18 protein-coding genes are annotated in these 22,648 nt (G+C 72.4%); 9 read left to right on the top strand and 9 right to left on the bottom strand.

The window, feature by feature from the left end; all coding sequences use genetic code 11:
• Window positions 1-181: 181 nt before the first annotated feature.
• The 3 genes from ACFZDK_RS28195 (at window position 182) to ACFZDK_RS28185 (ending at window position 3,560) form a co-directional block, all read left to right on the top strand.
• Window positions 182-1,069 (top strand): hypothetical protein, encoded by an 888-nt coding sequence (locus ACFZDK_RS28195; protein ID WP_390976715.1) that lies wholly within the window; start codon window positions 182-184, stop codon window positions 1,067-1,069.
• An 83-nt stretch (window positions 1,070-1,152) separates the two neighbouring features.
• Entirely contained in the window at window positions 1,153-2,466 is a 1,314-nt protein-coding gene (locus ACFZDK_RS28190; RefSeq protein ID WP_390976714.1) for an aminotransferase class I/II-fold pyridoxal phosphate-dependent enzyme, read from the top strand.
• Window positions 2,463-3,560, top strand: coding sequence for an MBL fold metallo-hydrolase (locus ACFZDK_RS28185; RefSeq protein ID WP_390976713.1), 1,098 nt, complete (start codon window positions 2,463-2,465; stop codon window positions 3,558-3,560). Before ACFZDK_RS28190 ends, ACFZDK_RS28185 begins: the two co-directional genes overlap by 4 nt.
• 80 nt (window positions 3,561-3,640) lie before the next feature.
• Here ACFZDK_RS28185 and ACFZDK_RS28180 read toward each other — a convergent pair whose 3' ends face one another.
• The gene (locus ACFZDK_RS28180; protein ID WP_390976978.1) at window positions 3,641-4,282 is read right to left on the bottom strand and encodes a VTT domain-containing protein; all 642 of its coding nucleotides are present in this window, start codon (window positions 4,280-4,282) and stop codon (window positions 3,641-3,643) included.
• An 8-nt stretch (window positions 4,283-4,290) separates the two neighbouring features.
• On the bottom strand, window positions 4,291-5,064 hold the full coding sequence (locus ACFZDK_RS28175) for an MBL fold metallo-hydrolase (RefSeq protein ID WP_390976712.1): 774 nt from the start codon (window positions 5,062-5,064) through the stop codon (window positions 4,291-4,293).
• 84 nt (window positions 5,065-5,148) lie between these two features.
• Between ACFZDK_RS28175 and ACFZDK_RS28170 the strand changes: the two genes are divergently transcribed.
• From ACFZDK_RS28170 to dnaK, 6 genes are all read left to right on the top strand, one after another.
• Window positions 5,149-5,580 carry a hypothetical protein gene (locus ACFZDK_RS28170; protein ID WP_390976711.1) on the top strand — a complete coding sequence of 144 codons (432 nt, stop codon included), beginning with the start codon at window positions 5,149-5,151 and terminating at the stop codon, window positions 5,578-5,580.
• A gap of 142 nt (window positions 5,581-5,722) precedes the next feature.
• Window positions 5,723-7,747: a phage holin family protein gene (locus tag ACFZDK_RS28165; RefSeq protein WP_390976977.1), complete on the top strand. Its 2,025-nt coding sequence runs from the start codon at window positions 5,723-5,725 to the stop codon at window positions 7,745-7,747.
• Between the two features lie 155 nt (window positions 7,748-7,902).
• A complete protein-coding gene (locus ACFZDK_RS28160; protein WP_390976710.1) occupies window positions 7,903-8,964 on the top strand; it encodes an AAA family ATPase in 1,062 nt (353 codons plus the stop codon).
• A complete protein-coding gene (locus ACFZDK_RS28155; RefSeq protein ID WP_390976709.1) occupies window positions 8,961-10,787 on the top strand; it encodes a hypothetical protein in 1,827 nt (608 codons plus the stop codon). The genes ACFZDK_RS28160 and ACFZDK_RS28155 overlap by 4 nt, the downstream gene beginning before the upstream one ends.
• A gap of 79 nt (window positions 10,788-10,866) precedes the next feature.
• Window positions 10,867-11,292, top strand: a complete 426-nt coding sequence (locus tag ACFZDK_RS28150; protein WP_390976708.1) for an OsmC family peroxiredoxin — start codon at window positions 10,867-10,869, stop codon at window positions 11,290-11,292.
• Window positions 11,293-11,427: 135 nt separating this feature from the next.
• Complete coding sequence (dnaK, locus tag ACFZDK_RS28145) at window positions 11,428-13,278, top strand: molecular chaperone DnaK (protein ID WP_390976707.1); 1,851 nt, start codon at window positions 11,428-11,430, stop codon at window positions 13,276-13,278.
• Between the two features lie 71 nt (window positions 13,279-13,349).
• On the opposite strand, the gene narI is transcribed toward dnaK, so the two are convergent.
• The 7 genes from narI to ACFZDK_RS28110 form a co-directional block, all read right to left on the bottom strand.
• Window positions 13,350-14,072 (bottom strand): respiratory nitrate reductase subunit gamma, encoded by a 723-nt coding sequence (narI, locus tag ACFZDK_RS28140; protein WP_390976706.1) that lies wholly within the window; start codon window positions 14,070-14,072, stop codon window positions 13,350-13,352.
• Entirely contained in the window at window positions 14,069-14,563 is a 495-nt protein-coding gene (narJ, locus tag ACFZDK_RS28135) for a nitrate reductase molybdenum cofactor assembly chaperone (RefSeq protein WP_390976705.1), read from the bottom strand. Before narJ ends, narI begins: the two co-directional genes overlap by 4 nt.
• The gene (narH, locus tag ACFZDK_RS28130; protein ID WP_390976704.1) at window positions 14,563-16,167 is read right to left on the bottom strand and encodes a nitrate reductase subunit beta; all 1,605 of its coding nucleotides are present in this window, start codon (window positions 16,165-16,167) and stop codon (window positions 14,563-14,565) included. Before narH ends, narJ begins: the two co-directional genes overlap by 1 nt.
• Window positions 16,167-19,853 carry a nitrate reductase subunit alpha gene (locus ACFZDK_RS28125; RefSeq protein ID WP_390976703.1) on the bottom strand — a complete coding sequence of 1,229 codons (3,687 nt, stop codon included), beginning with the start codon at window positions 19,851-19,853 and terminating at the stop codon, window positions 16,167-16,169. Before ACFZDK_RS28125 ends, narH begins: the two co-directional genes overlap by 1 nt.
• A 78-nt stretch (window positions 19,854-19,931) precedes the next feature.
• Window positions 19,932-20,747, bottom strand: a complete 816-nt coding sequence (locus tag ACFZDK_RS28120; protein WP_390976702.1) for an SAM-dependent methyltransferase — start codon at window positions 20,745-20,747, stop codon at window positions 19,932-19,934.
• A gap of 54 nt (window positions 20,748-20,801) precedes the next feature.
• A complete protein-coding gene (locus tag ACFZDK_RS28115) occupies window positions 20,802-21,665 on the bottom strand; it encodes a Scr1 family TA system antitoxin-like transcriptional regulator (protein ID WP_390976701.1) in 864 nt (287 codons plus the stop codon).
• A 110-nt stretch (window positions 21,666-21,775) separates the two neighbouring features.
• Window positions 21,776-22,606, bottom strand: a complete 831-nt coding sequence (locus ACFZDK_RS28110) for a helix-turn-helix domain-containing protein (RefSeq protein ID WP_390976700.1) — start codon at window positions 22,604-22,606, stop codon at window positions 21,776-21,778.
• Between the last annotated feature and the right edge of the window lie 42 nt (window positions 22,607-22,648).

Raw genomic sequence — 22,648 nt, 5'->3', positions numbered from 1 at the left:
TCGGGGGTGCCGGACGCGTACCCGGAGAGCGGGGGCCGACACGGGGATCGGTCACCCGAAAGTGCGGGCGTGTCCCGCGAATGGGGGTCGGCCGCGCGCGGCACGGTGCGGGGCGGGCTGTGATGGCTGCGGGGGCACGAGCCGCCTGTCCCACAGCCGTACGTCTCAAGGAGCCCACCTCATGCGCCGCACCGTTCGCGCCCTGTCCGTCGCCGTCCTGGCGGGTGCCGCGTGCGGCGCCGCCGGCACGGCCGCCGCCCGGCCCGGGACCACCGTCACCGTCTCCGTGACCTGTGGGGACCGGGCCGAGGTCTATACGGAAGGCGGTACGACGAGTGCCGCCGGTCGGAACCCGGCCTCGGCCCCCGACGGGGCCTGCCCGGCGGCGGGCGGGGAGCAGCCGCAACAGCCCTGGACCGCGCCCTTCACGGTTGCCGGCGGCGACGACGCCGGCGCGCTGCCGCCGGGCGTGGGCGGCGATGTGCCGCCGGGCTTGGACGGTGCCGTGCCGCCGGGGGACGGCGGCGGTACGGCACCGCGCGGGGACGCGGGTACGGCTCCGCGTGGGGACGGCGGTGTGCCTCCGCGGGGCGACGAGGGGACGGGCGCCCACTTCGGTGACGACGGCACGGCTTCGCACGGCGACGACGGTACGGTCTCGCACGGGGACGACGGCACGGCCTCGCACGGGGACGGCGGCACGGCCTCGCACGGGGACGGCGGCACCGGTGGTCATCGGGACGACGGCACGGCCTCGCACGGGGACGACGGCACGGCCTCGCACGGGGACGACGGCACGGTGCCGTGGAAGAACGACGAGCGGCCCTGTGCGGCGGAGGGGCAGCAGCAGAAGTCGTGCGGCGGGGACGAGCAGGAGTGCGACGGAGCGCGCGGCGGCGGTGACACGTCCTGCGCCCCGCCGGGCGTGCAGCACGGGGTGGAGGCCGGGGAAGGGGGCGCCTTCACCGAGTCGGTTCCCGCCCTGGCCGCGGGCGGGGTGCTGATCGCGGCCGCGTGCGGCGGCGCCGCGTACCGGCTGTGGGGCGGTAGGTTCCGCGCGGACGGCTGACCCGGCCACCGCAGCCGGCGACGGAGCACGGCCCGGACCGGACAGCGGCACACGGCGGCACCACGGACTGCGCGGAGGCGGACATGCGGCGTACGGACCCCGAGGGCAACGGACCGGCCCGGCACCCGCTTCCACAGCGCCACGGACCTGCCCGGCACCCGCTTCCGCAGGGCCACGGCCCGGTCCGCTACGGGCCGCCCCTGCCCGACGACGGGCTGCCCGTGCTGCCCGAGCTCTCCGCCGCGCTGGCCGCCGCCGCGCACCGGGGCGGCGAGGAGCCGGTCGGCGGCGGACCGGCGCTGCTGGAGGCCGCCTGCGGCTACTGGGGGCGCCGCGGGCTGCCCGTCGGGCCCGACCGCGTCACCTCGGGACCCGGCGCCCCCGCCCTGCTGCTCGCGCTCACCGCCGCGCTCGGCGGCGACGTCCTGGTGCCGCGGCCCTGCGCCGCCTGGTGGGCGCCGTACGCCCGGCTGCTGGGCCGCCCCGTCTTCCATGTGGCGACCCCGGCCGAGTCCGGGGGCGTACCCGACCCGTACGCGCTGCTGGAGACCGTGCGCCGGGTCCGGAACGAGGGCGGCGACCCCCGGCTGCTCGTCCTGTCCGTCGCCGACGACCCCACCGCCACCGTCGCCCCGCCCGAACTGCTGCACGAGACCGTGGAGGCCGCCACCGGCGAGGGGCTGCACCTGGTCAGCGACGAGACCTGGCGCGACACCCTGCACGCCCCGCACGCCACCATGCTGCTCAGTCCCGCCGAGATGCTCCCGGACCGGGTCACCGTCGTCACCGACCTGGCGGGCGCGCTGCTGCCGGCCGGCTGGCCCGCCGCCGTCGCCCGGTTCCCGGCGGGCGACACCGGTACGGACCTGCACGCGCGCGTGCTCGACGTCCTCACCGCCCTCGGCGCCCGTCTCGCCGGGCCGGTCGCGGTGGCCGCCGCGCACGCGCTCGACGAACCCGGGCCCGTCACCGCCCGCCGCGAGGCCGCCGTACGCCTGCACGCGCGCGTGGCCGCCGCCGTGCACGGCGCGGTGGTCGCCGCGGGCGGTCTGGTCCGGCCCCCGCAGGCCGGCCGGCACCTCTACGCCGACCTGGAGCCGCTGCGCGCCGCGCTCGGTGCCCAGGGGGTCGGCGACGCACAGGAGTTGGAGGAGTTCCTCACCGCCCGGCTCGGCATGCCCGCGCCCGGCGGCCACCGTTTCGGCGACGACCTCCAGGCGTTGCGCGTACGGCTCGCCACCGGCCCGTTGCTGGGCGACACCGACACCGAACGCCTGGAATGCCTCACGTCCCCCGCACCGTTGGAACTGCCACACGTGCAACGCGCGTTGATGTCCTTGGGGTCGGCACTCGACGATCTCCGCGACGACGCTCAGCGATGGGAGCCTCCTCGATGACGCAGCAGACGCATGAGTCAGGGTCCGCCACGGCGACCGCCACGACGACCCGGGACGCGGTGACCCCCGCAGCCCCGACTCCCTCCGCGCCTCCGTTCCCGCCGCTCGCCGACCCCCGCCCGCTGGGTGAACTCCGGGTCTGGCCGCGGACCTTCCACGACCGCCTGACCTCCCCCCTGCCCGGCCTCAAGGCCATGGCCCGCTTCGCCCGCGAGGGCTCCGTCCGCCCCGGCCGCGAGGGCCTCGCCGACGTCCCCCGACTCCCTTACGCCCCCGGCCCGCTGCCGCGCGTCGACACCGACACCATCGCCGTCACCTGGGCGGGACACGCCAGTTGGGTCGTCCGGATAGGCGGCCTGACGGTCCTCACCGACCCCGTCTGGTCCCGCCGCATCATCGGTACCCCCGCCCGCATCACCCCCGTGGGCGTCGCCTGGGAGACGCTGCCGCGCATCGACGCGGTCGTCATCAGCCACAACCACTACGACCACCTGGACGCCCCCACCCTGCGCCGGCTCCCGCGCGACACCCCCGTCTTCGCCCCGGCCGGACTCGGCCGCTGGTTCCGGCGCCGCCGCTTCACCACCGTCACCGAGCTGGACTGGTGGGAGGCGGCCGAACTCTCCGGAGTCCGCTTCGACTTCGTCCCCGCCCACCACTGGTCCAAGCGCAGCCTCACCGACACCTGCCACAGCCTCTGGGGCGGCTGGGTCCTCACCGCCCCCGACGGCGGCCGCCTCTACTTCGCCGGCGACACGGGCTACGGCCACTGGTTCTCCCGCATCGGCCGCCGCTACCCCGGCATCGATCTCGCCCTCATGCCCATCGGCGCCTACGACCCCCGCTGGTGGCTCAGCGACGTCCACCTCGACCCGGAGGAGGCGGTCCGGGCGACGGAGGATCTGGGGGCGAGGCGGATGGCCCCCATGCACTGGGGCACCTTCATCCTCTCGGCAGAACCGGTCCTGGAACCGCTCACACGGGTACGGGCGGCCTGGGAACGGGCGGGCCGGGACCGGGAGGACCTGTGGGACCTGCCGGTGGGCGGATCGAGGGTCATGCAGAGGTCCTCACTGGAAAGCACGGTGGACTAGGGCGCCCCGTCAGGGGCGCGGGGCTGTATCGATGTGCGGCTCCCGCCGCGTGGGCGCGCTCAGCCCCCACCCACCCGCAGTCACCCACGCACCGCACCCCCCCGAACTCGGCGCACCACACTCGGCGTCACACTGATCACCACCGTCAGTCCCACCGCCACCACAACCCCCTCCCACGGCTCCGGAAACAGCGACCCGCCCAGAATCCCGATCACCTGGTACGTGGCCGCCCACGCCAGACACGCGGGCGCGTTCCCCCGCGCGAACCGCCTGAGCGGCCACTCCGCCAGCAGACACGCCAGCATCACCGGAATCCGCCCGGCCGGCACCAGCCGGGACAGCACCAGCACGGCGACCCCGTGCTCGGCCAGTTTCGACTGCGCCTGCGACAGCCGCTCCTCCGGCGCCCGGGCCCGGATCGCCGCCAGCCACCGCGACCCGTTCTTCGACCCCATCCCGCGCCGTCCCAGCCAGTACAGCGCCGCGTCCCCGAGGAAGGCCGCCAGCGACGCCGTCACGAACACCAGCGCCAGCGCGAACGGCGCCGTCTGGTGAAACGCCACCACCGCCGCCGAACTCACCAGCGCCCCCGTCGGCACCACCGGCAGCAACGCCCCGATCAGCACCAGCAGAAACAGCGTCGGATACCCGATCGCCTGCTGCGTCGACTCGGTGGACGACGAGGTCGCCGCCGTGGACCCGGCGGCGGCCGCCAGCACCAGCAGCGGTCTCACCGCGCGACCTCCAGCCGCACACCCTCCCCGTGGCCGAGCCGGTGCACCGCCACCTGCGGCGCGTACTCCGCCGCGAGGCGCACGAACTCCTCGCCCGGCGCATGGAACTCGTGCGGGCGCACCGCGTCCATGCCGATCGGCCAGTACGTCCCGTAGTGCACCGGCACCGCGCTGCGCGGCGTCAGGGCGGCCAGCGCCCGCGCCGCCCGTCCGGCGTCCAGGTGCCCCTCCCCGAGATACGGCCCCCACCCGCCGACCGGCAGCAGGGCCACGTCCACCGGGCCCACCGCCTCGGCCATCTCGTCGAACAGCCCGGTGTCGCCGGCGAAGTACGTCCGGGCGGCGCCCTCGACGACGTATCCGAGGGCGGGGGAGCGGTGCGGGCCGACCGGCAGCCGGCGGCCGTCGTGGCGCGCGGGTACGGCCCGTACGACGAGGGGGCCGACGTGTATCTCGTCCCCGACGCCCATCTCGGTGATCCGCAGCTGACGGAGCCTGCGGAGCGCGGGCACCGCCCGTGGTGCGCCCCGGGGCACGAGCAGGCGCGTGCCCGGGGCGAGCCCGGCGAGCGAGGGGACGTGCAGATGGTCGGCGTGCAGGTGGGAGACGAGCGCGAGGTCCGCGTGGCGGGCCTCGGACGGCGGCGGGGCGCCCCGGCGGCGGCGCAGATGCGCGAGCCGGCGCGCGAACAGAGGATCGGTGAGCACGCGTACGCCCGAATCCTCGATCGTGCAGGTGGCGTGACCCCACCAGGTGATCTCCACCGGCACCTTCTTTGCCTCCTTCGCGTGACTCCCCGAAGCCTACGTGCAGGAGTAGGGTCGGCGGCGAAACCCGGAGGTGAGGGGGACGCCATGGGACAGCCGCGGGGTGCCTCCGGCGGGCTCGCGCCGGTGCGGGTGACCGCCATCGCGAGTCTGACGCCCCTGGAGGAACTGGAGATCGACCCCTTCCTGGTCGACTCCCGCAGCCAGCACGCGATGTGCGCGCGCTGGGCCGTGGAACACGGGTACGTCATCGCCCGTGAACTCCTGGTCCGCGGCCTGCGCCACGACCACAGCGCCCTCTGGTCCGGCGTCCGCCCCGGCCTCGACGTCTTCGTCGCCCCCAGCAGACGGGTCCTGGAGAGCGCGCTGTCGTCGGTGGAGGAGTTCACGGCGGAGTGCGCGAGACGCGGGGTGCGGGTGGAGACGGTGGGCCGGGCCGAGCCCTGCTACGACGCCCAGATGAAGGCGAGGGTCCACCGCAGGCTGTCGATGCCGACGGCCGGCTACGACGGGAGGTGAGCCCGCTCGCGCCCCGCGGCCGTAGGACGCCGTATGACAGTGTTGACGCCAGCAGACCCGCGGCCGGCGCGGGTCGCGGACGTGAGGTCGGTGGCGCGTGCGGTGGCGGCGGGTCGTCAGTCAGCTCGGGCGGAGCGTCGCGGTGTGGGCGGTGTCCACCGTCACCATGCTGGTCCTCGCCGGGATCCTGCCCGACTTCCAGCTCCAGTCCCCCGACGGTGACAGCGCCACCCGCATAGCGATGACGGCCGCCCTCGGCGCCGGCGTCTTCGGTGTGCTCTCCGCCGTCGTATGGCCCCTTCTCGTACGGCTGCTGCTGCTCGTGCCCGCCCTCGTCCTCGGTCTGCTGGTCTTCTTCCTCAACGGCTCCCTCCTGCTCGTCGCCCTGCGCGTCAACCCCTCCGGACAGAGCGAGGCGGCGCCGGAGACCGCCGTGATCGTCGCCGCCGTGATGTCCGCCGTCGCCTCCGCCACCGGCGGTGCGCTCGCCGTCCGCGACGACGACGCCTACCGGCGCCGGCTCTCCCGCCTCGCCACCCGCCGCCGCAAGTCCCACCCGCCGTGCCCGGCCGTCCCCGGCACCGTCTTTCTCCAACTCGACGGTGTCGGCCACGACGTCCTCACCACGGCCGTCGCCAAGGGCCTGATGCCGACGGTGGCCGGCTGGCTGGGCGCGGGGGAGGAGCAGCCCACCCGCCGGCCCACCCACCGGCTCACCCCCTGGCGCACCGACTGGTCCAGCCAGACCGGCGCCAGCCAGCTCGGCATCCTGCACGGCTCGAACTTCGACGTGCCCGCGTTCCGCTGGTACGAGAAGGAGCACCGGGAGGTGATGGTCTGCAACCGGCCGTCCAGCGCCGCCGAACTCCAGCGCCGGGCCGTCGAGCGCACCGCCGACGGAGGCCTGCTCACCCTGGACGGCGCCAGCCGCGGCAACCTCTTCAGCGGCGGCGCCGACGAACAGGCCCTCGTGCTGTCCATCGCCACCCGGCGCCGGGGCCGGGAGAACCGTTCCCGCGCCGGTTACTTCGCCTACTTCTCCGACCCCGCCAACGCCGTGCGCACCGCGCTCTCCTTCTTCGCCGAGGTCGGCCGCGAGATCCGCGAGTCCACCACGGCCCGGCTCCGCGAACAGCGCCCGCGCGTCGGACGCGGCGGCCTCTACCCCTTCGTCCGGGCCTTCGCGACCGTCGTCGAACGGGACGTCGTCGTCGCCGCGGTCATGGGCGACCTGCTCGTCGGCCGCAGCGCCGTCTACGCCGACCTCGTCGCCTACGACGAGGTGGCCCACCACTCGGGGCCGCACAGCCGGGACACCGAGAAGGTGCTGCAACGCCTGGACCGCGCCCTCGCCCTGATCGAGAAGGCCGCCGAGCACGCCCCGCGGCCGTACAGGATCGTCGTCCTCTCCGACCACGGCCAGAGCCCCGGCGAGACCTTCCGCACCCGCTACGGCCTCACCCTCGGCGACCTGGTCCGGGCCGGCTGCGGGCTGCACGTACCGCGCCGCGCCGAGCGGACCCACAGCGGTACGGAGGCCCGGGCCGCCGTCCGCGCGGCCCTGCGCCGGCCGGTCGAGGAGGGCGGCGAGAAGCACCGGCCGACCCGGCGTTGCGAGCCGATCGTGCTCGCCTCCGGCAACCTCGGCCTGGTCTCCTTCCCGGACGTGCCGCACCGGATGACCAAGGAGGAGATCGACGCCCGCCACCCGGCGCTGCTCACCACCCTCGCCAACCATCCCGGCGTCGGGTTCCTGCTGGTGCGCAGCGAGGAGCACGGCGGGGTGGTGCTCGGCGCGTACGGGGCGGAGATACCGCTCGACCGGCTCGACGCCTGTCCGGGGCCGCTGGCCGTGTTCGGGGCGGGCGCAGCGGAAGCCGTCCGGCGGACCCACTCCTTTCCGCACGCCGCCGACATCATGGTCAACTCGTGGTACGACCCGGACTCCGGTGAAGTGCTGGCCTTCGAGGAGCAGATCGGGTCGCACGGGGGGTTGGGGGGCGCGCAGGGGCGGCCGTTCCTGTTGTCGCCGGTCGACTGTTCGGCGCCGATGGGGGAGGGAGAAGAGCTCGTCGGTGCCGAGGCCGTGCATCGGGTGCTGCGGCGGTGGCTTCGGGAGGTGGATGGGCCGCAGGTTCCGGTGGCCGAGGAGGAGAAAGCTGCGTAGTTCGTTCACTGCGGGTCGGTGGGGGCTTGGCGCGCAGTTCCCCGCGCCCCTTTGGGGCGCGTCCCTACCGGCGAGAAAATCGGCTGCGTCTGCTCGACTCCCGGCTCACACTGTTCGAGTCGCCAACCTCTCGAACACCCCCAAGGAGCGGCCTCTTGCAGGCAGCCGTGACCGTCACGCCCTCCCGTCTCCCTGAACTTCTTCTTGGCCTTGCCACCGTGCGGCCCGTGTTCATCTGGGGCGCCCCCGGTATCGGAAAGTCCTCGCTGGTGCGGGAGTTCGCCGAGTCGCTCGGGCTGGAGTGTGTGAGTCTGCTCGGTACGCAGCTCGCGCCCGAGGACCTGATCGGCGTTCCGCAGATCCGTGACGGGCGGTCGGTCTTCTGCCCGCCGGAGGTGATCGCCCGGGACGAGCCGTACTGTCTGTTCCTCGACGAACTGAACGCGGCCACGCCGGATGTGCAGAAGGCGTTCTACTCGCTGATCCTGGACCGGCGGGTCGGCAACTACGAGCTGCCGAAGGGGTCGATCGTGATCGGCGCGGGCAACCGGGCCACCGACAACGCGCTGGCCCGGCCCATCGCCTCCGCGCTCGTCAACCGGCTGGCCCACGTCCATCTGGAGGCCTCCGCGCACGACTGGCTCGCCTGGGCCGGCGCCCACGGGATCCATCCGTGGATCGTGGACCACCTCACCGACCGGCCGGACCACCTGTGGTCCAAGCCGCCGAAGACCGAGGAGCCGTTCTCCACCCCGCGGTCCTGGCACATGCTCTCCGACGCCCTGCACTCCTTCGGGCACGGCCTCGACGAGGGGACGCTCAAGGTCCTCGCGCACGGCACGCTGACGCCCGCGCACGCGACCGCCTTCTGCGGCTACGTCAAGATCGTGCGCAGCCGGTTCGGGATCGAGGCCATCCTCAAGGGGGACGCCGGCTGGCCGCACCGGATCGAGGACCGCGACCTGCTGTACTACCTCGCCGAGTCGTTCCGGGGGCGGCTGGTCAAGGACCTGCCCGCCGCCAAGGAGCACATGTCGGCGAACGGCCGGCAGACCGCGTACCGCGCCAAGTCGCTGCTGGTGCAGCTCGCCGAGATCTCCGTCGAGGTCGCCCAGACCGTCATCGCCTCCGACACCGACGGCAACCCCGTGCTGCCGGCCTGGTTCCTGGTCGAGGCGGCCCGGGACATGCCCCGCCTGGTCGAGGCCCGGCGATGAGCCGGGCCGCCGCCGGCAAAGGGCAGAAGAAGGACCAGAAGAAGGAGCAGAAGAAGGACCCCGCGGCGGAGAACTTCGCGGCCGGGGTCGAGCTGCTGCGCGCCAACCCGGCGCTGCGGGCCGTCGAGTTCACCATCTGCCGTCACGAGAAGTGCGAACTCGCTCCCCGTGACGGGCTGGTGTGCGCCGACTCGGACGGCGTGCTGCACGCGCACGCCACCCGGCGTGCCGAACCGGCCGAGTGGGCCTGGGCGTTGGCCCACTGCACCATCCATCTCGGCTTCGGGCACCTCCCGGCCGCCACCGGGCCGCGCAGCCAGCCCGACCACTACGAGCTGGCCGCCCGCTGCGCCGTCGTCAACCGGTTCCTGGGGACCTTCCCGGTCGGCGAGGCGCCGGACCACCTGCCCGCGTCCTACCCGGAGGGCGACGAGGAGCGGCTCGCCGCCGGCTGGCGGCGCGTCGGCTCCGTCCCGGCCGCCTACGAACGCGGTGGCACAGGCGGCGGCGAACCGGACCAGCTCCTGCTCTCCTGGAGCAAGTGGGCCGGGCAGATCCCGGACTGGCAGCTGGCGTTCGCACACGCGCTGACCCGCACCATGTCCCGCGCCATGGACCTGGCCGGCGGCCGGCGCACCTCCATGTCCGGCCCGCCGACTCCGCGGCGCCCCTGGGAGCGGGCGCTGAACTGGTTCGTCTCCTCCTATCCGCTGCTCGGCGGTATCGCGGCCGGCATCAAGCTGGTCGCCGACGCCGAACTGGCCCGCGCCCACGACATCGCGATCGCCGCCGTCAACCCGGAGGCGGGCGAGATCTACGTCAACCCGCTGCGCACCCTGGACGACGAGGAGTGGCGGTTCGTCCTCGCCCACGAGATGCTGCACGCCGCCCTGCGCCACGGCGACCGCCTCGGCGGCCGTGACCACTACCTCTTCAACATCGCCTGCGACTACGTCATCAACGGCTGGCTGGTCGGGATGCGCGTCGGCACCATGCCCGAAGGGTTGCTGTACGACCCGGAGTTGAAGGACCTCTCGGCCGAGGAGGTGTACGACCGGATCGCCGTCGACCTGCGCAGGATGCGCCGGCTGGCCACCCTGCGCGGCAAGGGGCGCGGTGATGTGCTGGGCGCGCCGATCAGGCCGCCCGGCGCGTACGTCGACCTCGACGAGTTCTACCGCCGGGGGCTGGGCAACGGCCTGGACCTGCACCAGACGCAGGACCGGGGCTTCCTGCCCGGCGGGCTGGTCGAGGAGATCCGCGCGCTCAGCCATCCGCCGCTGCCCTGGGACGCGCGACTCGCCCGCTGGTTCGACGAGTTCGTCCCGAGCCCGGTGGCCGTACGGTCGTACGCCCGCCCCTCCCGCCGGCAGTCCTCCACCCCGGACATCCCGCGCGCGGGCCGGTACTTCCCGCCCGAGGAGATCGCCCGCTGCACCTTCGGGGTGGTCCTCGACACCTCCGGCTCCATGGACCGCACCCTGCTCGGCAAGGCCCTCGGCGCGATCGCCTCCTACGCCGGGGCGCGTGACGTCCCGGCCGCCCGGGTCGTCTTCTGCGACGCGGCCCCGTACGACGCCGGATACCTGCCGACGACCGAGATCGCGGGCCGGGTCCGGGTGCACGGCCGCGGCGGCACCGTCCTCCAGCCCGGCATCGACCTCCTGCAGCGCGCGGACGACTTCCCGCCGAACGCACCGGTCTTGGTGATCACCGACGGCTGGTGCGACGTCCTGCGGGTGCGACGCGAGCACGCGTATCTGATCCCGGACGGTCGTCGCCTGCCGTTCACTCCCCGTGGGCCGGTCTTCCGGGTGCGGTGAGCCCGGATGTGATCGGATGGGAGGCGGCGAATCCGGTTCGATCGCCTGCAATCGCCTGCACACGCCGAAAGGAACAACCGTGGCCACCACGCGCACCGCACACACCGTCTGGGACGGCAATCTCCTCGAGGGCAACGGTGTCATCACCTTCGACTCCTCCGGTATCGGCCAGCAGCCGGTCACCTGGGCCTCGCGCTCGCAGGAGGCGAACGGCAAGACCAGCCCCGAGGAGCTGATCGCGGCCGCCCACTCCAGCTGCTTCTCCATGGCCCTCTCGCACGCCCTGTCCGGCGCCGGCACGCCGCCCACCAAGCTGGTGACCAGCGCCGACGTCGGCTTCCAGCCGGGCGAGGGCATCACCGGGATCCACCTGACCGTCGAGGGCACGGTCCCCGGCCTGGACCAGGAGGGCTTCGTCGCCGCCGCCGAGGAGGCCAAGAAGAACTGCCCGGTCAGCCAGGCCCTGGCCGGCACCACCATCACCCTGGACGCCAAGCTCGCCTGACCGCCGTCCCCCTTCGGATGCCGCGCCTCGTCACCGGGGTGCGGCATCGTTGTTTACGGCGTACCCGGCATTGACAACGGCCCGCTCAAGTTTTGTGCTGGAGTCGGGGAAGTGCCCGGGCGGAAGGGGACGGACATGGCACGTGCGGTCGGGATCGACCTCGGCACGACGAACTCGGTGGTGGCCGTCCTGGAGGGTGGTGAGCCCACCGTCGTCGCCAATGCCGAGGGTGCGCGCACCACCCCGTCGGTGGTGGCCTTCGCGAAGAACGGCGAGGTGCTGGTCGGCGAGGTCGCCAAGCGGCAGGCGGTGACCAACGTGGACCGCACCGCGCGCTCGGTGAAACGGCACATGGGCGACGCGGACTGGCGGTTCCCGGAGAGCGGGTCCGTCGACGGCACCCGCTTCCGGGCCCAGGAACTGTCGGCGCGGGTGCTGCAGAAGCTCAAGCGGGACGCCGAGGCCTACCTCGGCGAGGACGTCACCGACGCGGTGATCACCGTCCCCGCGTACTTCGACGACGCGCAGCGGCAGGCCACCAAGGAGGCCGGGGAGATCGCCGGTCTGAAGGTGCTGCGGATCATCAACGAGCCGACCGCCGCGGCCCTCGCCTACGGCCTGGACCGGGGCGAGGAGCAGACCGTGCTCGTCTTCGACCTCGGCGGCGGCACCTTCGACGTCTCCCTCCTGGAGATCGGCGACGGCGTGATCGAGGTCAAGGCGACGAACGGCGACACGCGTCTGGGCGGCGACGACTGGGACCAGCGGGTCGTCGAGCACCTCGTCAAACGCTTCAAGGGGCAGTACGGCATCGATCTCGGCAACGACAGGATGGCGCTGCAGCGGCTGCGCGAGGGCGCCGAGAAGGCCAAGATCGAGCTGTCCTCGTCGACGGAGACATCGATCAACCTGCCGTATGTCACCGCCTCCGCCGAGGGGCCGCTGCACCTGGAGGAGAAGCTGACGCGGGCTCAGTTCCAGGAGCTGACCGCTGACTTGCTGGACCGCTGCAAGAAACCCTTCCACCAGGCCGTCAAGGACGCGGGCGTGCGGCTGTCCGCGATCGACCACGTCATCCTGGTCGGCGGCTCGACCCGGATGCCCGCCGTCACCGATCTGGTGAAGGAACTCACCGGCAAGGACCCGCACAAGGGGGTCAACCCGGACGAGGTCGTCGCGGTCGGGGCGGCCCTGCAGGCGGGTGTCATACGCGGTGACGTGAAGGACGTGCTGCTCCTCGACGTCACCCCGCTGTCCCTGGGCATCGAGACCAAGGGCGGCATCATGACCAAGCTCATCGAGCGCAACACCACGATCCCCACCCGGCGTTCGGAGATCTTCACCACCGCCACCGACAACCAGCCCTCGGTCGGCATCCAGGTCTACCAGGGCGAGCGGGAGATCGCCGTGTACAACAAGAAGCTCGGCGTCTTCGACCTCACCGGTCTGCCGCCGGCGCCGCGCGGCGTACCGCAGATCGAGGTCGCCTTCGACATCGACGCGAACGGGATCATGCACGTCTCGGCGAAGGACCTCGCCACCGGCCGCGAGCAGAAGATGACCGTGACCGGCGGCTCCGCGCTGCCCAAGGACGACATCGACCGCATGATGCGGGAGGCCGAGCAGTACGCCGAGGAGGACCGCAAACGCCGGGAGGCGGCGGAGACCCGCAACCAGGCCGAGCAACTCGTCTACCAGACCGAGAAGTTCGTCCGCGAGAACGAGGAGCGGGTGCCGGCGGAGGTCAGGGCCGACGTGGAGGGCGCGGTGGCCGAGCTGAAGGCGCTGCTGGAGCGGAACGCCGACACCGCCGAACTCCGGGGCGGGGTGGAGAAGCTGGCCACGGTGAGCCAGCGGATGGGCCAGGCCATGTATGCGTCCGCCGCCGGCGGTTCGGCCGGGGAACAGCGGGCACCCGAGGCCGACGAGGAGGAGGGTGTGGTGGACGCGGAGATCGTGGACGACGAGAGGGGTACGGCTGGGTGAGGCACCGCCTCAATCCGCCGCGGTGGAGAAAAGACGTTGAAGGCGCGGCGGGGAAGGAATGAGTGTGGAGGCTAGCGGCGGGTCGTTTCCCAGCCCCGGCGCTCCGGTCTCGGGCCCAGTTGGTTCGGGTCTCTCGTGCGGTACACCACGTACGGGCGGAAGAGGTACGGGAGTGGGGCGCTGAACATGTGGACGAGGCGGGAGTAGGGGACCAGGGCGATGAGGATCATGCCGATGACCGCGTGGACCTGGTAGAGGACCGGGACGTCCGTCATCAGGGCTGTCCGCGGCTGGAGGGTGGAGAGGCTGCGGGCCCAGGGGGCGATCGTCTCGCGGTAGTTGTAGCCGTCGCCGGAGGTGTGCGTCAGTTTCGCGGTCATGCCCAGCACGATCGCGGCGACCAGGAAGAGGTACATGACCTTGTCGTTGGTGGTGGTGGCGCGGAGGACGGGGGCGCGGGTGCGGCGGCGGTGGAGGAGGAGGGCGAGGCCCGCCACCGTCAGGGCGCCCGCGAACGTGCCGCCGTAGAGGGAGAACAGGTGGTAGGTGTGTTCGCTGACGCCGACGGCGCTCGTCCAGGACGTCGGGACGAACAGGCCGACGAGGTGGCCGGCGAGGACGAAGAGGATGCCGTAGTGGAAGGCGGGGGAGGCGATGTTGAGGAGTTTCGACTCGTAGATCTGGGAGGAGCGGGTGGTCCAGCCGTACTTGTCGTAGCGGTAGCGCCAGACCAGGCCCGCCACGAGGAGGGCGAAGGCGATGTAGGGCAGGGCGCCCCACAGGAGGGTGGTCATCGGCGTGCTCCGGTGGGTGCCGGCGGCAGCGTGGCGCAGACCGCGTCCAGGACGGACGCGTAGGGCGTGCCGAAGTCCGTGAGCCGGCAGCGGAGCTGTTCCAGGCAGTCGCGGTGCTCGGTGAGCAGGTCCGTGTTGCCGGTGCGGGCCGTGAACTCCAGGACCGCGGGCAGGAAGTCCGGCAGTTCCTCGCCGGTGAACTCCATGCCGTACGCCCTGTAGAGGTCCTTGAACCGGACCAGGGACATGCCCCGGCGGCGGGTGTCGCCGTCCTGCCACCAGCTGAGGTAGAGGCTGTGCCGGTTCTTGAAGTCGAAGACCTGTACGTAGTGCGCGGCCAGCTCCTGCGGTGGGGTCACCGTCGCGTGGTCGGTGAACTCCCGCAGTTGCGGGGCGGCTTCGCGCAGCAGCGGCAGCCGGGCGACGAAGTCGTCGTCCGGGTAGGTGAGACAGAGCGCCGCCGCCTGGTAGAACACCGCGTCCGAGGGCATCAGTCCTCCTTCGCCTGGTCGGGAGTGTCGGCTGTCTGCCGTCTGCGCAGCACGTGGAAGTTCTCCACCGACACCAGAGGGAGCAGTTTGCGGCCCGAGTCCTGGCCGAAGGGTCCGTCGCCGCCCATACCCGGGCCGCCGTCGTAGTCGAGGCTGCACCCCTCGGGCAGCGCGGACTCCTCCAGGCGGCGGGCGTCGCCGACCGCCGCCGTGGGGATGACATAGCGGTCCTCGTACGTGGCGATCGCGAGCAGCCGGTACATCGCCTCGATCTCCTCCGGTGCCATCCCCACGGCGGCGGCGATCGCCGCGTCCGGCTCCTCGCCGAGGTTGAGCGCCCGCATGTGGGAACGCATCGCGGCCAGCTTCTCCAGGGACGCCCGCACCGGGACGGTGTCGCCGGCGGTGAACATCTCGGCGAGGTACTCCAGCGGGATGCGCAGGGTGTCGATCGCGGCGAAGAGGTTCCCGGCGTCCTCGCCGTCGTGGCCGGTCTCCGAGAGCGCCTCCACGACCGGCGACAGCGGCGGGATGTACCAGACCATCGGCAGGGTGCGGTACTCCGGATGCAGTGGCAGCGCCACCCGGTACCTGCTGATCAGGCGGTGCACGGGGGAGCGGCGGGCCGCCTCCAGCCAGTCGTACGGGATGCCCGCCGCCTCGCAGGCCTGCCGCACCCCCGGATCCTCCGGGTCGAGGAAGACCCCCAACTGGGCCTCGTACAGCGCCTTCTCGTCCTTGGTCTCGGCCGCCGCCGTCACCTTGTCGGCGTCGTAGAGGACCACCCCGAGATAGCGCAGCCGGCCCACGCAGGTCTCCGAGCAGACCGTCGGCAGGCCCACCTCCAGGCGGGGGTAGCACAGCGTGCACTTCTCGGCCTTGCCGGTGGCGTGGTTGAAGTAGACCTTCTTGTACGGGCATCCGGTCACGCACATCCGCCAGCCCCGGCACTGGTCCTGGTCGACCAGGACGATGCCGTCCTCCGCCCGCTTGTACATCGCCCCGGACGGGCAGGACGCGACGCAGGACGGGTTGAGGCAGTGCTCGCAGATGCGGGGAAGGTAGAACATGAAGGTCTGCTCGAACTCGAACTTCACCTTGTCGGCGGCCTGTTGGCGGGTGCGTTCGACGATCGGGTCGAGGTCGCCGTAGGCGGGGGCGCCGGCCAGGTTGTCGTCCCAGTTCGAGGACCACTCGATCTTCATCGGCTTGCCGTCGAGCTGCGAGACCGGGCGGGCCACCGGGTAGTCGTCGCCGAGCGGGGCGTCGGTGAGGTTCTTGTAGTCGTACGTCCAGGGCTCGTAGTAGTCCTTGATCTCCGGGAGCCTGGGGTTGGAGAAGATCCCGGCGAGCTTGTGCAGCCGCCCGCCCGCCTTGAGCTTCAGTGCCCCGCGCCGGTTCAGCTCCCAGCCGCCGCGCCAGGTCTCCTGGTCCTCGTAGCGGCGCGGATAGCCCTGGCCGGGCCGGGTCTCGACGTTGTTGAACCAGACGTACTCCATGCCCCGCCGGTTGGTCCACGCCTGCTTGCAGGTGACCGAACAGGTGTGACAGCCGATGCACTTGTCGAGGTTCATGACCATGGCGATCTGGGCCATCGGACGCATCAGTACTCGACCTCCTGGCTGCGACGGCGGATCACCGTCACCTCGTCACGCTGGTTGCCCGTGGGGCCCAGGTAGTTGAAGGCCCAGGACAGCTGGGCGTAGCCGCCGATCAGGTGGGAGGGCTTGAGGATGAGGCGGGTGAGGGTGTTGTGGATGCCGCCGCGCCCGCCGGTGGTCTCCGTCTTCGGGACGGCCACCGTGCGTTCCCGCGCGTGGTGCATGTACACGGTGCCGGCCGGCATCCGGTGCGAGACCACCGCCCGGGCCGTCACCACGCCGTTGCGGTTGACCGCCTCGACCCAGTCGTTGTCCCGCACCCCGATGGCGTCCGCGTCCTGCGGGGACATCCAGATGTTCTGGCCGCCCCGGGAGAGCGCGAGCATGAACAGGTTGTCCTGGTACTCGGAGTGGATCGACCACTTGTTGTGCGGGGTGAGGTGACGGACCGTCACTTCGCGTTGTCCGTCGGGGCCGAGCCGTGGCTCGCCGAAGAGCCGGTGCATGTCGAGCGGCGGCCGGTAGATCGGGAGCGCCTCGCCGAGTTCGTGCATCCAGTCGTGGTCGAGGAAGAAGTGCTGGCGGCCGGTGAGGGTGTGCCAGGGCTTGAGCTGCTCGGTGTTGAGGGTGAACGCCGTGTAGCGCCGGCCGCCGGACTCGCTGCCCGACCACTCCGGCGAGGTGATCACCGGCACCGGGGCCGCCTGGGTGTCGGCGTAGGTGACCCGCTTGCCCTCGTGCTCGGCGGCGAGGTGTGCCAGCCGCTGCCCGGTGCGCCGCTCCAGCGTGCGGAACCCTTGGGTGGCGAGCCGGCCGTTGGTGGTGCCGGACAGCGCCAGGATGGCGTCGGCCGCCTTCACCGCCGTGTCGAGGGACGGGCGGCCCTGGTAGCCGACGCCGTTCGACTCCCGCAGCCGCGCGACCTCTTCGTCCGGCTTCAGGGTGATCCCCTTGACGGGCAGGCCCAGTTGCTCCACCAGCGGCCCCAGCGCCGCGAACTTGGCGCCGATCGCGGTGTAGTCCCGCTCGACCACGGTCAGGTTCGGCATGGTCTCGCCCGGGACCGGATCGCACTCCCCGCGCTTCCAGTCCCGCACCACCCCTCCGGGCTGGGCGATCTCACCCGGGGTGTCGTGCTGCAGCGGCGCGGCCACCAGGTCCCTGCGCACCCCGAGGTGGTCCACGGCCAGCTCGCTCAGCCGCTCCGCGAGCGTCTTGAAGGTGTCGAAGTCGGTGCGCGCCTGCCAGGGCGGGTCCACGGCCGGGGTGAAGGAGTGCACGTAGGGGTGCATGTCCGTCGACGACAGGTCGTGCTTCTCGTACCAGGTGGCGGCGGGCAGCACGACGTCCGACAGCAGGGTCGAGGAGGTCTGCCGGAAGTCCAGGGAGAGGAGGAGATCGAGCTTGCCCTCGGGTGCCTCCTCGTGCCACTTCACGTCCCGGGGGCGCTCGTCCGGGGCAGCCTCCTCGGCGCGCAGCGAGGAGTGCGTGCCCAGGAGGTGCTTGGTGAAGTACTCGGCGCCCTTCGCCGACGAGCCGAGGAGGTTCGCCCGCCAGAGGGTGAGCACGCGCGGCCAGTTCGCCGGGGCGTCCGGGTCCTCGCACGCGAATTTCAGGGTCCCCGCGCGGAGTTCGGCCACCGCCTTGGCCACCGGGTCGCCGAACACCTCACCCAGTTCCAGGGGGTTGCGGTCGAAGGTCGGGTACGAGGGCATCCAGCCCGTGCGGGCCGACAGCGCGAGGCAGTCCGCGCCGGTCATGCCCGCGAGCCGGCCCTCGCCGAGCGGCGAGGCCAGGACGTCGGCGCCGAAACGGTCGTAGCGCCACTGGTCGGTGTTGAGGAACCAGTAGGCCGTACCGATCATCTGGCGCGGTGGCCGGGACCAGTCGTTGGCGGAGGCCAGCGAGGCCCAGCCGGTCACCGGGCGGCACTTCTCCTGGCCGACGTAGTGCGCCCAGCCGCCGCCGTTGCGGCCCTGGCAGCCGGTCAGCTGGAGGAGGGACAGGAAGGCGCGGTAGATGGTCTCCGAGTGGAACCAGTGGTTGGTGCCGGCGCCCATCAGGATCATGCAGCGGCCCTTGGAGCGCTCGGCGGTCCGCGCGAACTCCCGTGCGATCTTGACGCACTTGGCGGCCGGGACCGAGGTGTGCCGCTCCTGCCAGGCGGGGGTGCCCGGAACGCTCGCGTCCTCGTAGTGGGTGGGCCAGCCGCCGCCCGGCAGGCCGTGCCGCCACACCCCGTACTGCGCGAGCAGCAGATCGTAGACGGTCGTCACCAGGGGGCCGTTCGCCCCGCCCAGCCGGGTCGCGGGCACCCCGCGCCGCAGCACGGCCCCACGCCCCTGGCCGTGCTCGCCGCCGTCCGTGTCGAAGCGCGGCAGCAGCACCTCGACCCCGCTCGCGACCTCACTGCCGTACAAACTCAACTGCGGTTCGATCGCGCCGAGTTCGAGGTTCCAGCGGCCCTCGCCGGTGTCGGTCCAGCGGAAGCCGAGGGAGCCGCCCGGGACGACCGCGCGGCCGGAGGCGGCGTCCAGGACGACCGTCTTCCACTCCGCGCCCTCGCCCCGCTGCCCGAGGTCGGTGGCGCGCAGGAACTTGCCGGGCACGTGGGCGCCGTCCCGTTCGGTGAGGGTCACCAGGAACGGCAGGTCGGTGAACTTCCGTACGTAGTCCGCGAAGAACGGGGTCTCGCGGTCGACGAAGAACTCCTTCAGGATGACGTGGCCCATCGCAAGGGCCAGCGCGCCGTCCGTGCCGGGGTGCGGATGCAGCCACTCGTCGGCGAACTTGGCGTTGTCCGCGTAGTCGGGGGCGACCACGACCACCTTCTGGCCGCGGTAGCGGGCCTCCGCCATCCAGTGCGCGTCGGGGGTGCGGGTCACCGGGACGTTCGAGCCCCACATCATCAGATAGGCCGCGTCCCACCAGTCGCCCGACTCCGGTACGTCCGTCTGGTCGCCGAAGACCTGCGGGGAGGCCACCGGCAGGTCCGCGTACCAGTCGTAGAAGGAGAGCATCGGGGCGCCGATGAGGGAGTGGTAGCGGGCGCCCGCCGCATGCGACACCATCGACATCGCGGGGATGGGGGAGAAGCCGGCGATGCGGTCCGGGCCGTAGGCCTTGATGGTGTGCACCTGGGCGGCGGCCACGATCTCCACCGCCTCGTCCCAGGTCGCCCGCACCAGGCCGCCCTTGCCGCGCGCCCGCTGGTAACGGCGGCGGCGCTCGGGGTCGTTCTGGATGTCCGCCCAGGCGGCCACGGGATCCCGCAGCCGGCTCTTCGCCTCCCGGTACATCTCCAGCAGCACGCCCCGGACGTACGGGTAGCGCACCCGCGTCGGCGAGTACGTGTACCAGGAGAAAGCGGCGCCGCGCGGGCAGCCGCGGGGCTCGTACTCGGGGCGGTCGGGGCCGACCGACGGGTAGTCCGTCTCCTGGGTCTCCCAGGTGATGATCCCGTCCTTGACGTACACCTTCCAGCGACAGGACCCTGTGCAGTTCACACCATGGGTGGACTGCACGACCTTGTCGTGGCTCCAGCGGTCCCGGTAGAAGGCGTCCGCCTCCCGGCCGCCGGTCAGGGCCACACTGTGCAGGTCGGGTGCGGGCGTGCCGGGCCGGAAGAACCGGGCGGCGCCCAGCAGCGCCGCGCCCGGCTCCTTGGACGGTGTCTCGGTGTCGGTCACCTGCGCTCCCTTGCTCACCCTTCGCTTCGACGCTAGGGGCGGGCGCGGGAACGCACCTGTTCAGGGCACCCGGACGGGTCAGACCTTGCGGGCCACCCCGCCGTACACCGGCACGATGCCCTCCTGCTGGAGCGCCACGTCCTGCGGTTCCGGACGCCAGCCGGAGACCGGGATCACGCCGGGGCCGAGCAGCTCCAGGCCGTCGAAGAAGCGGGAGAACGCGGGCAGCGAACGCGGGTGGAAGGGGGTGCCGCTGCGCCGGAAGTTCTCGGCCGCCTGCGCGATGGCCTCGGGGCTGAGGTCCGGGGTGACCTGGGAGAGGATCAGGTGGCTGCCGGGGGCGAGCGCGTCGACGTACCGCTTCAGCAGGCCGTACACGTCGTCGCCGTCCGGGTCGTCGCCGAGGTAGTGGGTCAGCGCCACCAGCGACAGCGAGACCGGCTCCTTGAAGTCCAGCGTCTCGGCGGCCCGGGCCAGCAGGGTGTCGACGTCCCGGACGTCGGCGTGCACATACGCCGTGCTGCCCTCGGGCGTGCCCCGCAGCAGGGCCTCGGCGTGCCGCAGCACGATCGGGTCGTTGTCCGCGTACACCACCTTCGACTCCGCCGCCACGCCCTGTGCCACCTGGTGCAGGTTGGGCTCGGTGGGGATGCCGGTGCCGATGTCCAGGAACTGGCGGGTGCCGGACTCGGCGGCGGTCCGCACGGCCCGCTGCATGAACCGGCGGTTGGCGCGCGCCCCGCGCAGCACCGTGCCGTCCACGGCGAGGATCTTCCGGGCGAGCTCCTCGTCCACCGGGTAGTTGTCCTTGCCGCCCAGCCACCAGTCGTACACCCGCGCCGGATGCGGCCGGCTGGTGTCGACGGCGGTGGGCGCGGGCTCGGGTGCGGTCACGGTGTGTGCTCCTTGGGTCCTCAGGTGGTGCGGGTCTTCGGATGGTGCGGGTCCTCAGATCTTGTCGCGGTACTCGCGCAGCAGGTCCTCGGTCCGCTGGGCCGAGGCGGCCCGGGCCGTCATGTGGTCCAGGACCTCCAGATGGGCCCCGACCTCGTCCCGCGAGTCCAGGTACAGGGCGCCGGTCAGGTACTCGGTGAAGACCATGTCCGGCAGCTCGGGCTCGGCGAACCGGAACAGCGTGAACGGCGCGTACGTCCCCGGGTGCGGGCCGCTCGCGAACTCGGCTATCTGCAGGGTGATCCGGTCCCGTTCGACGAAGGAGAGCAGCTTGTCCACCTGCTCGCGCATCACGCCGCAGTCGATGCTGACCGGGCGGCGCAGCACCGTCTCGTCCATGATCACCCACAGGTGGGGCGGATCGTCCTGCTCCAGCAGCCGCTGCCGGGTCATACGCAGCGCCACATGCCGCTCGACGGCCGTCGGGTCGGCGTGGCCGATCGTCCCGGCCTCCATCACGGCCCGCGCGTACGCCTCGGTCTGCAACAGGCCGGGGAAGAAGTGCGGTTCGTAGGAGCGCACCACCCGGGCCGCGCCCTCCAGGCTCACATACAGGCTGAACCAGTCCGGCAGCACATCGTGGAACCGCTGCCACCAGCCCGGCTGGTTGGCCTCCTCGGCCAGCCGCACGAACGCGGCCTGCTCCTCCTCGGCCACCCCGTACGTCTCCAGCAGCACCTGTACGTACGGGATCTTCAGCGCGACCTCGGCCATCTCCATGCGCCGTACGGTCGCCTGTGCCACCCGCAGCACCCGCGCCGCCTCGTCCCGGCCCAGGCCCGCCGCCTCGCGCAGCTCCTGGAGCCGCTTGCCGAGCACGACCTGACCTACCGTGGGCGCAGCACGCCGCTCACTCACGCCACGCCTCCCCTACGTGCACAAGTACGCGTGCAGTCTGACACGCGATGCCGCCGTCGCACACGTTGTCGAGGCAGACTCCTGTGTCTACGCGCGGAGCACCCTTTGCGTCAACCCACCAGCGCGTGCAGGTACTTGGCCGTCGCCGGGTCCGCCGGCAGGAACGTCTCGATGGCCAGCTCGGCGACCGTCACGTCCATCGGCGTGTTGAACGTCGAGATCGACGACACGAACGACAGCACCCGCCCCTCGTGCTCGATCCGCATCGGCAGCGCGAACCAGGCCACCGGTTCGGCGGGTTGTCCGTCGTCCGCACCCGGCGGCGCCGGATAGGCGGCGACCTCCTCGTACAACTCCCGCAGCGCGGCCGAGCGGTGCAGCGCGATCTGCCGTTCCATCTGCTCCAGCAGATGCCCGCGCCACGCGCGCAGGTTCCGGATGCGCGGCGCCAGGCCCTCCGGGTGCAGGGTCAGCCGCATCGCGTTCGGCGCGGGGGCGAGCAGTGGCTCCGGTACGCCCTCCAGCAGCAGCGCGATGCCCCGGTTGGCGGCGACCACCGTGTACGTGGCGTCCACGACCAGCGCCGGATACGGCTCGTAGCCCCGGATCAGCCGCTCCATACCGTCCCGCAGCGCGGCCAGCGCCGGGTCGTCCAGCGGGGTCTCCGGGTAGTGCGGGGCGTAACCGGCCGCCAGCAGCAGCGCGTTGCGCTCCCGGACCGGGACGTCCAGGTGCTCGGCCAGCCGCAGCACCATCTCCTCGCTCGGCCGGGAACGGCCCGTCTCGACGAAGCTGATGTGCCGGGCCGAGGAGTCGGCACGCAGTGCCAGCTCCAGCTGGCTCACCCGCCGCCGCTCCCGCCACGCGCGCAGCAGCGGGCCGACACCTTTGCCGTCGGGGGCGGTCGGGGAGGAGGCGGGACCGGACGCGGCGGTGGTCATGGACGCGACGGTAGTCGAGGAGCGGTCTCTTCGGCGACGCGC

Source organism: Streptomyces sp. NPDC007901, from assembly GCF_042959465.1.
In the GTDB taxonomy this organism is placed as follows: Bacteria; Actinomycetota; Actinomycetes; order Streptomycetales; family Streptomycetaceae; genus Streptomyces.
The sequence above is the reverse complement of the archived record's forward strand: the minus strand, read 5'-3'. Positions and strand labels throughout refer to the sequence as shown.

What these genes read in the sequence shown, in the direction of transcription:
- ACFZDK_RS28195 (WP_390976715.1), top strand. Translation starts at nt 182, where the DNA reads ATGCGCCGCACCGTTCGCGCCCTGTCCGTCGCCGTCCTGGCGGGTGCC.
- ACFZDK_RS28190 (WP_390976714.1), top strand. Translation starts at nt 1,153, where the DNA reads ATGCGGCGTACGGACCCCGAGGGCAACGGACCGGCCCGGCACCCGCTT.
- ACFZDK_RS28185 (WP_390976713.1), top strand. Translation starts at nt 2,463, where the DNA reads ATGACGCAGCAGACGCATGAGTCAGGGTCCGCCACGGCGACCGCCACG.
- ACFZDK_RS28170 (WP_390976711.1), top strand. Translation starts at nt 5,149, where the DNA reads ATGGGACAGCCGCGGGGTGCCTCCGGCGGGCTCGCGCCGGTGCGGGTG.
- ACFZDK_RS28155 (WP_390976709.1), top strand. Translation starts at nt 8,961, where the DNA reads ATGAGCCGGGCCGCCGCCGGCAAAGGGCAGAAGAAGGACCAGAAGAAG.
- dnaK (WP_390976707.1), top strand. Translation starts at nt 11,428, where the DNA reads ATGGCACGTGCGGTCGGGATCGACCTCGGCACGACGAACTCGGTGGTG.
- narI (WP_390976706.1), bottom strand. Translation starts at nt 14,072, where the DNA reads ATGACCACCCTCCTGTGGGGCGCCCTGCCCTACATCGCCTTCGCCCTC.
- narJ (WP_390976705.1), bottom strand. Translation starts at nt 14,563, where the DNA reads ATGCCCTCGGACGCGGTGTTCTACCAGGCGGCGGCGCTCTGTCTCACC.
- narH (WP_390976704.1), bottom strand. Translation starts at nt 16,167, where the DNA reads ATGCGTCCGATGGCCCAGATCGCCATGGTCATGAACCTCGACAAGTGC.
- ACFZDK_RS28110 (WP_390976700.1), bottom strand. Translation starts at nt 22,606, where the DNA reads ATGACCACCGCCGCGTCCGGTCCCGCCTCCTCCCCGACCGCCCCCGAC.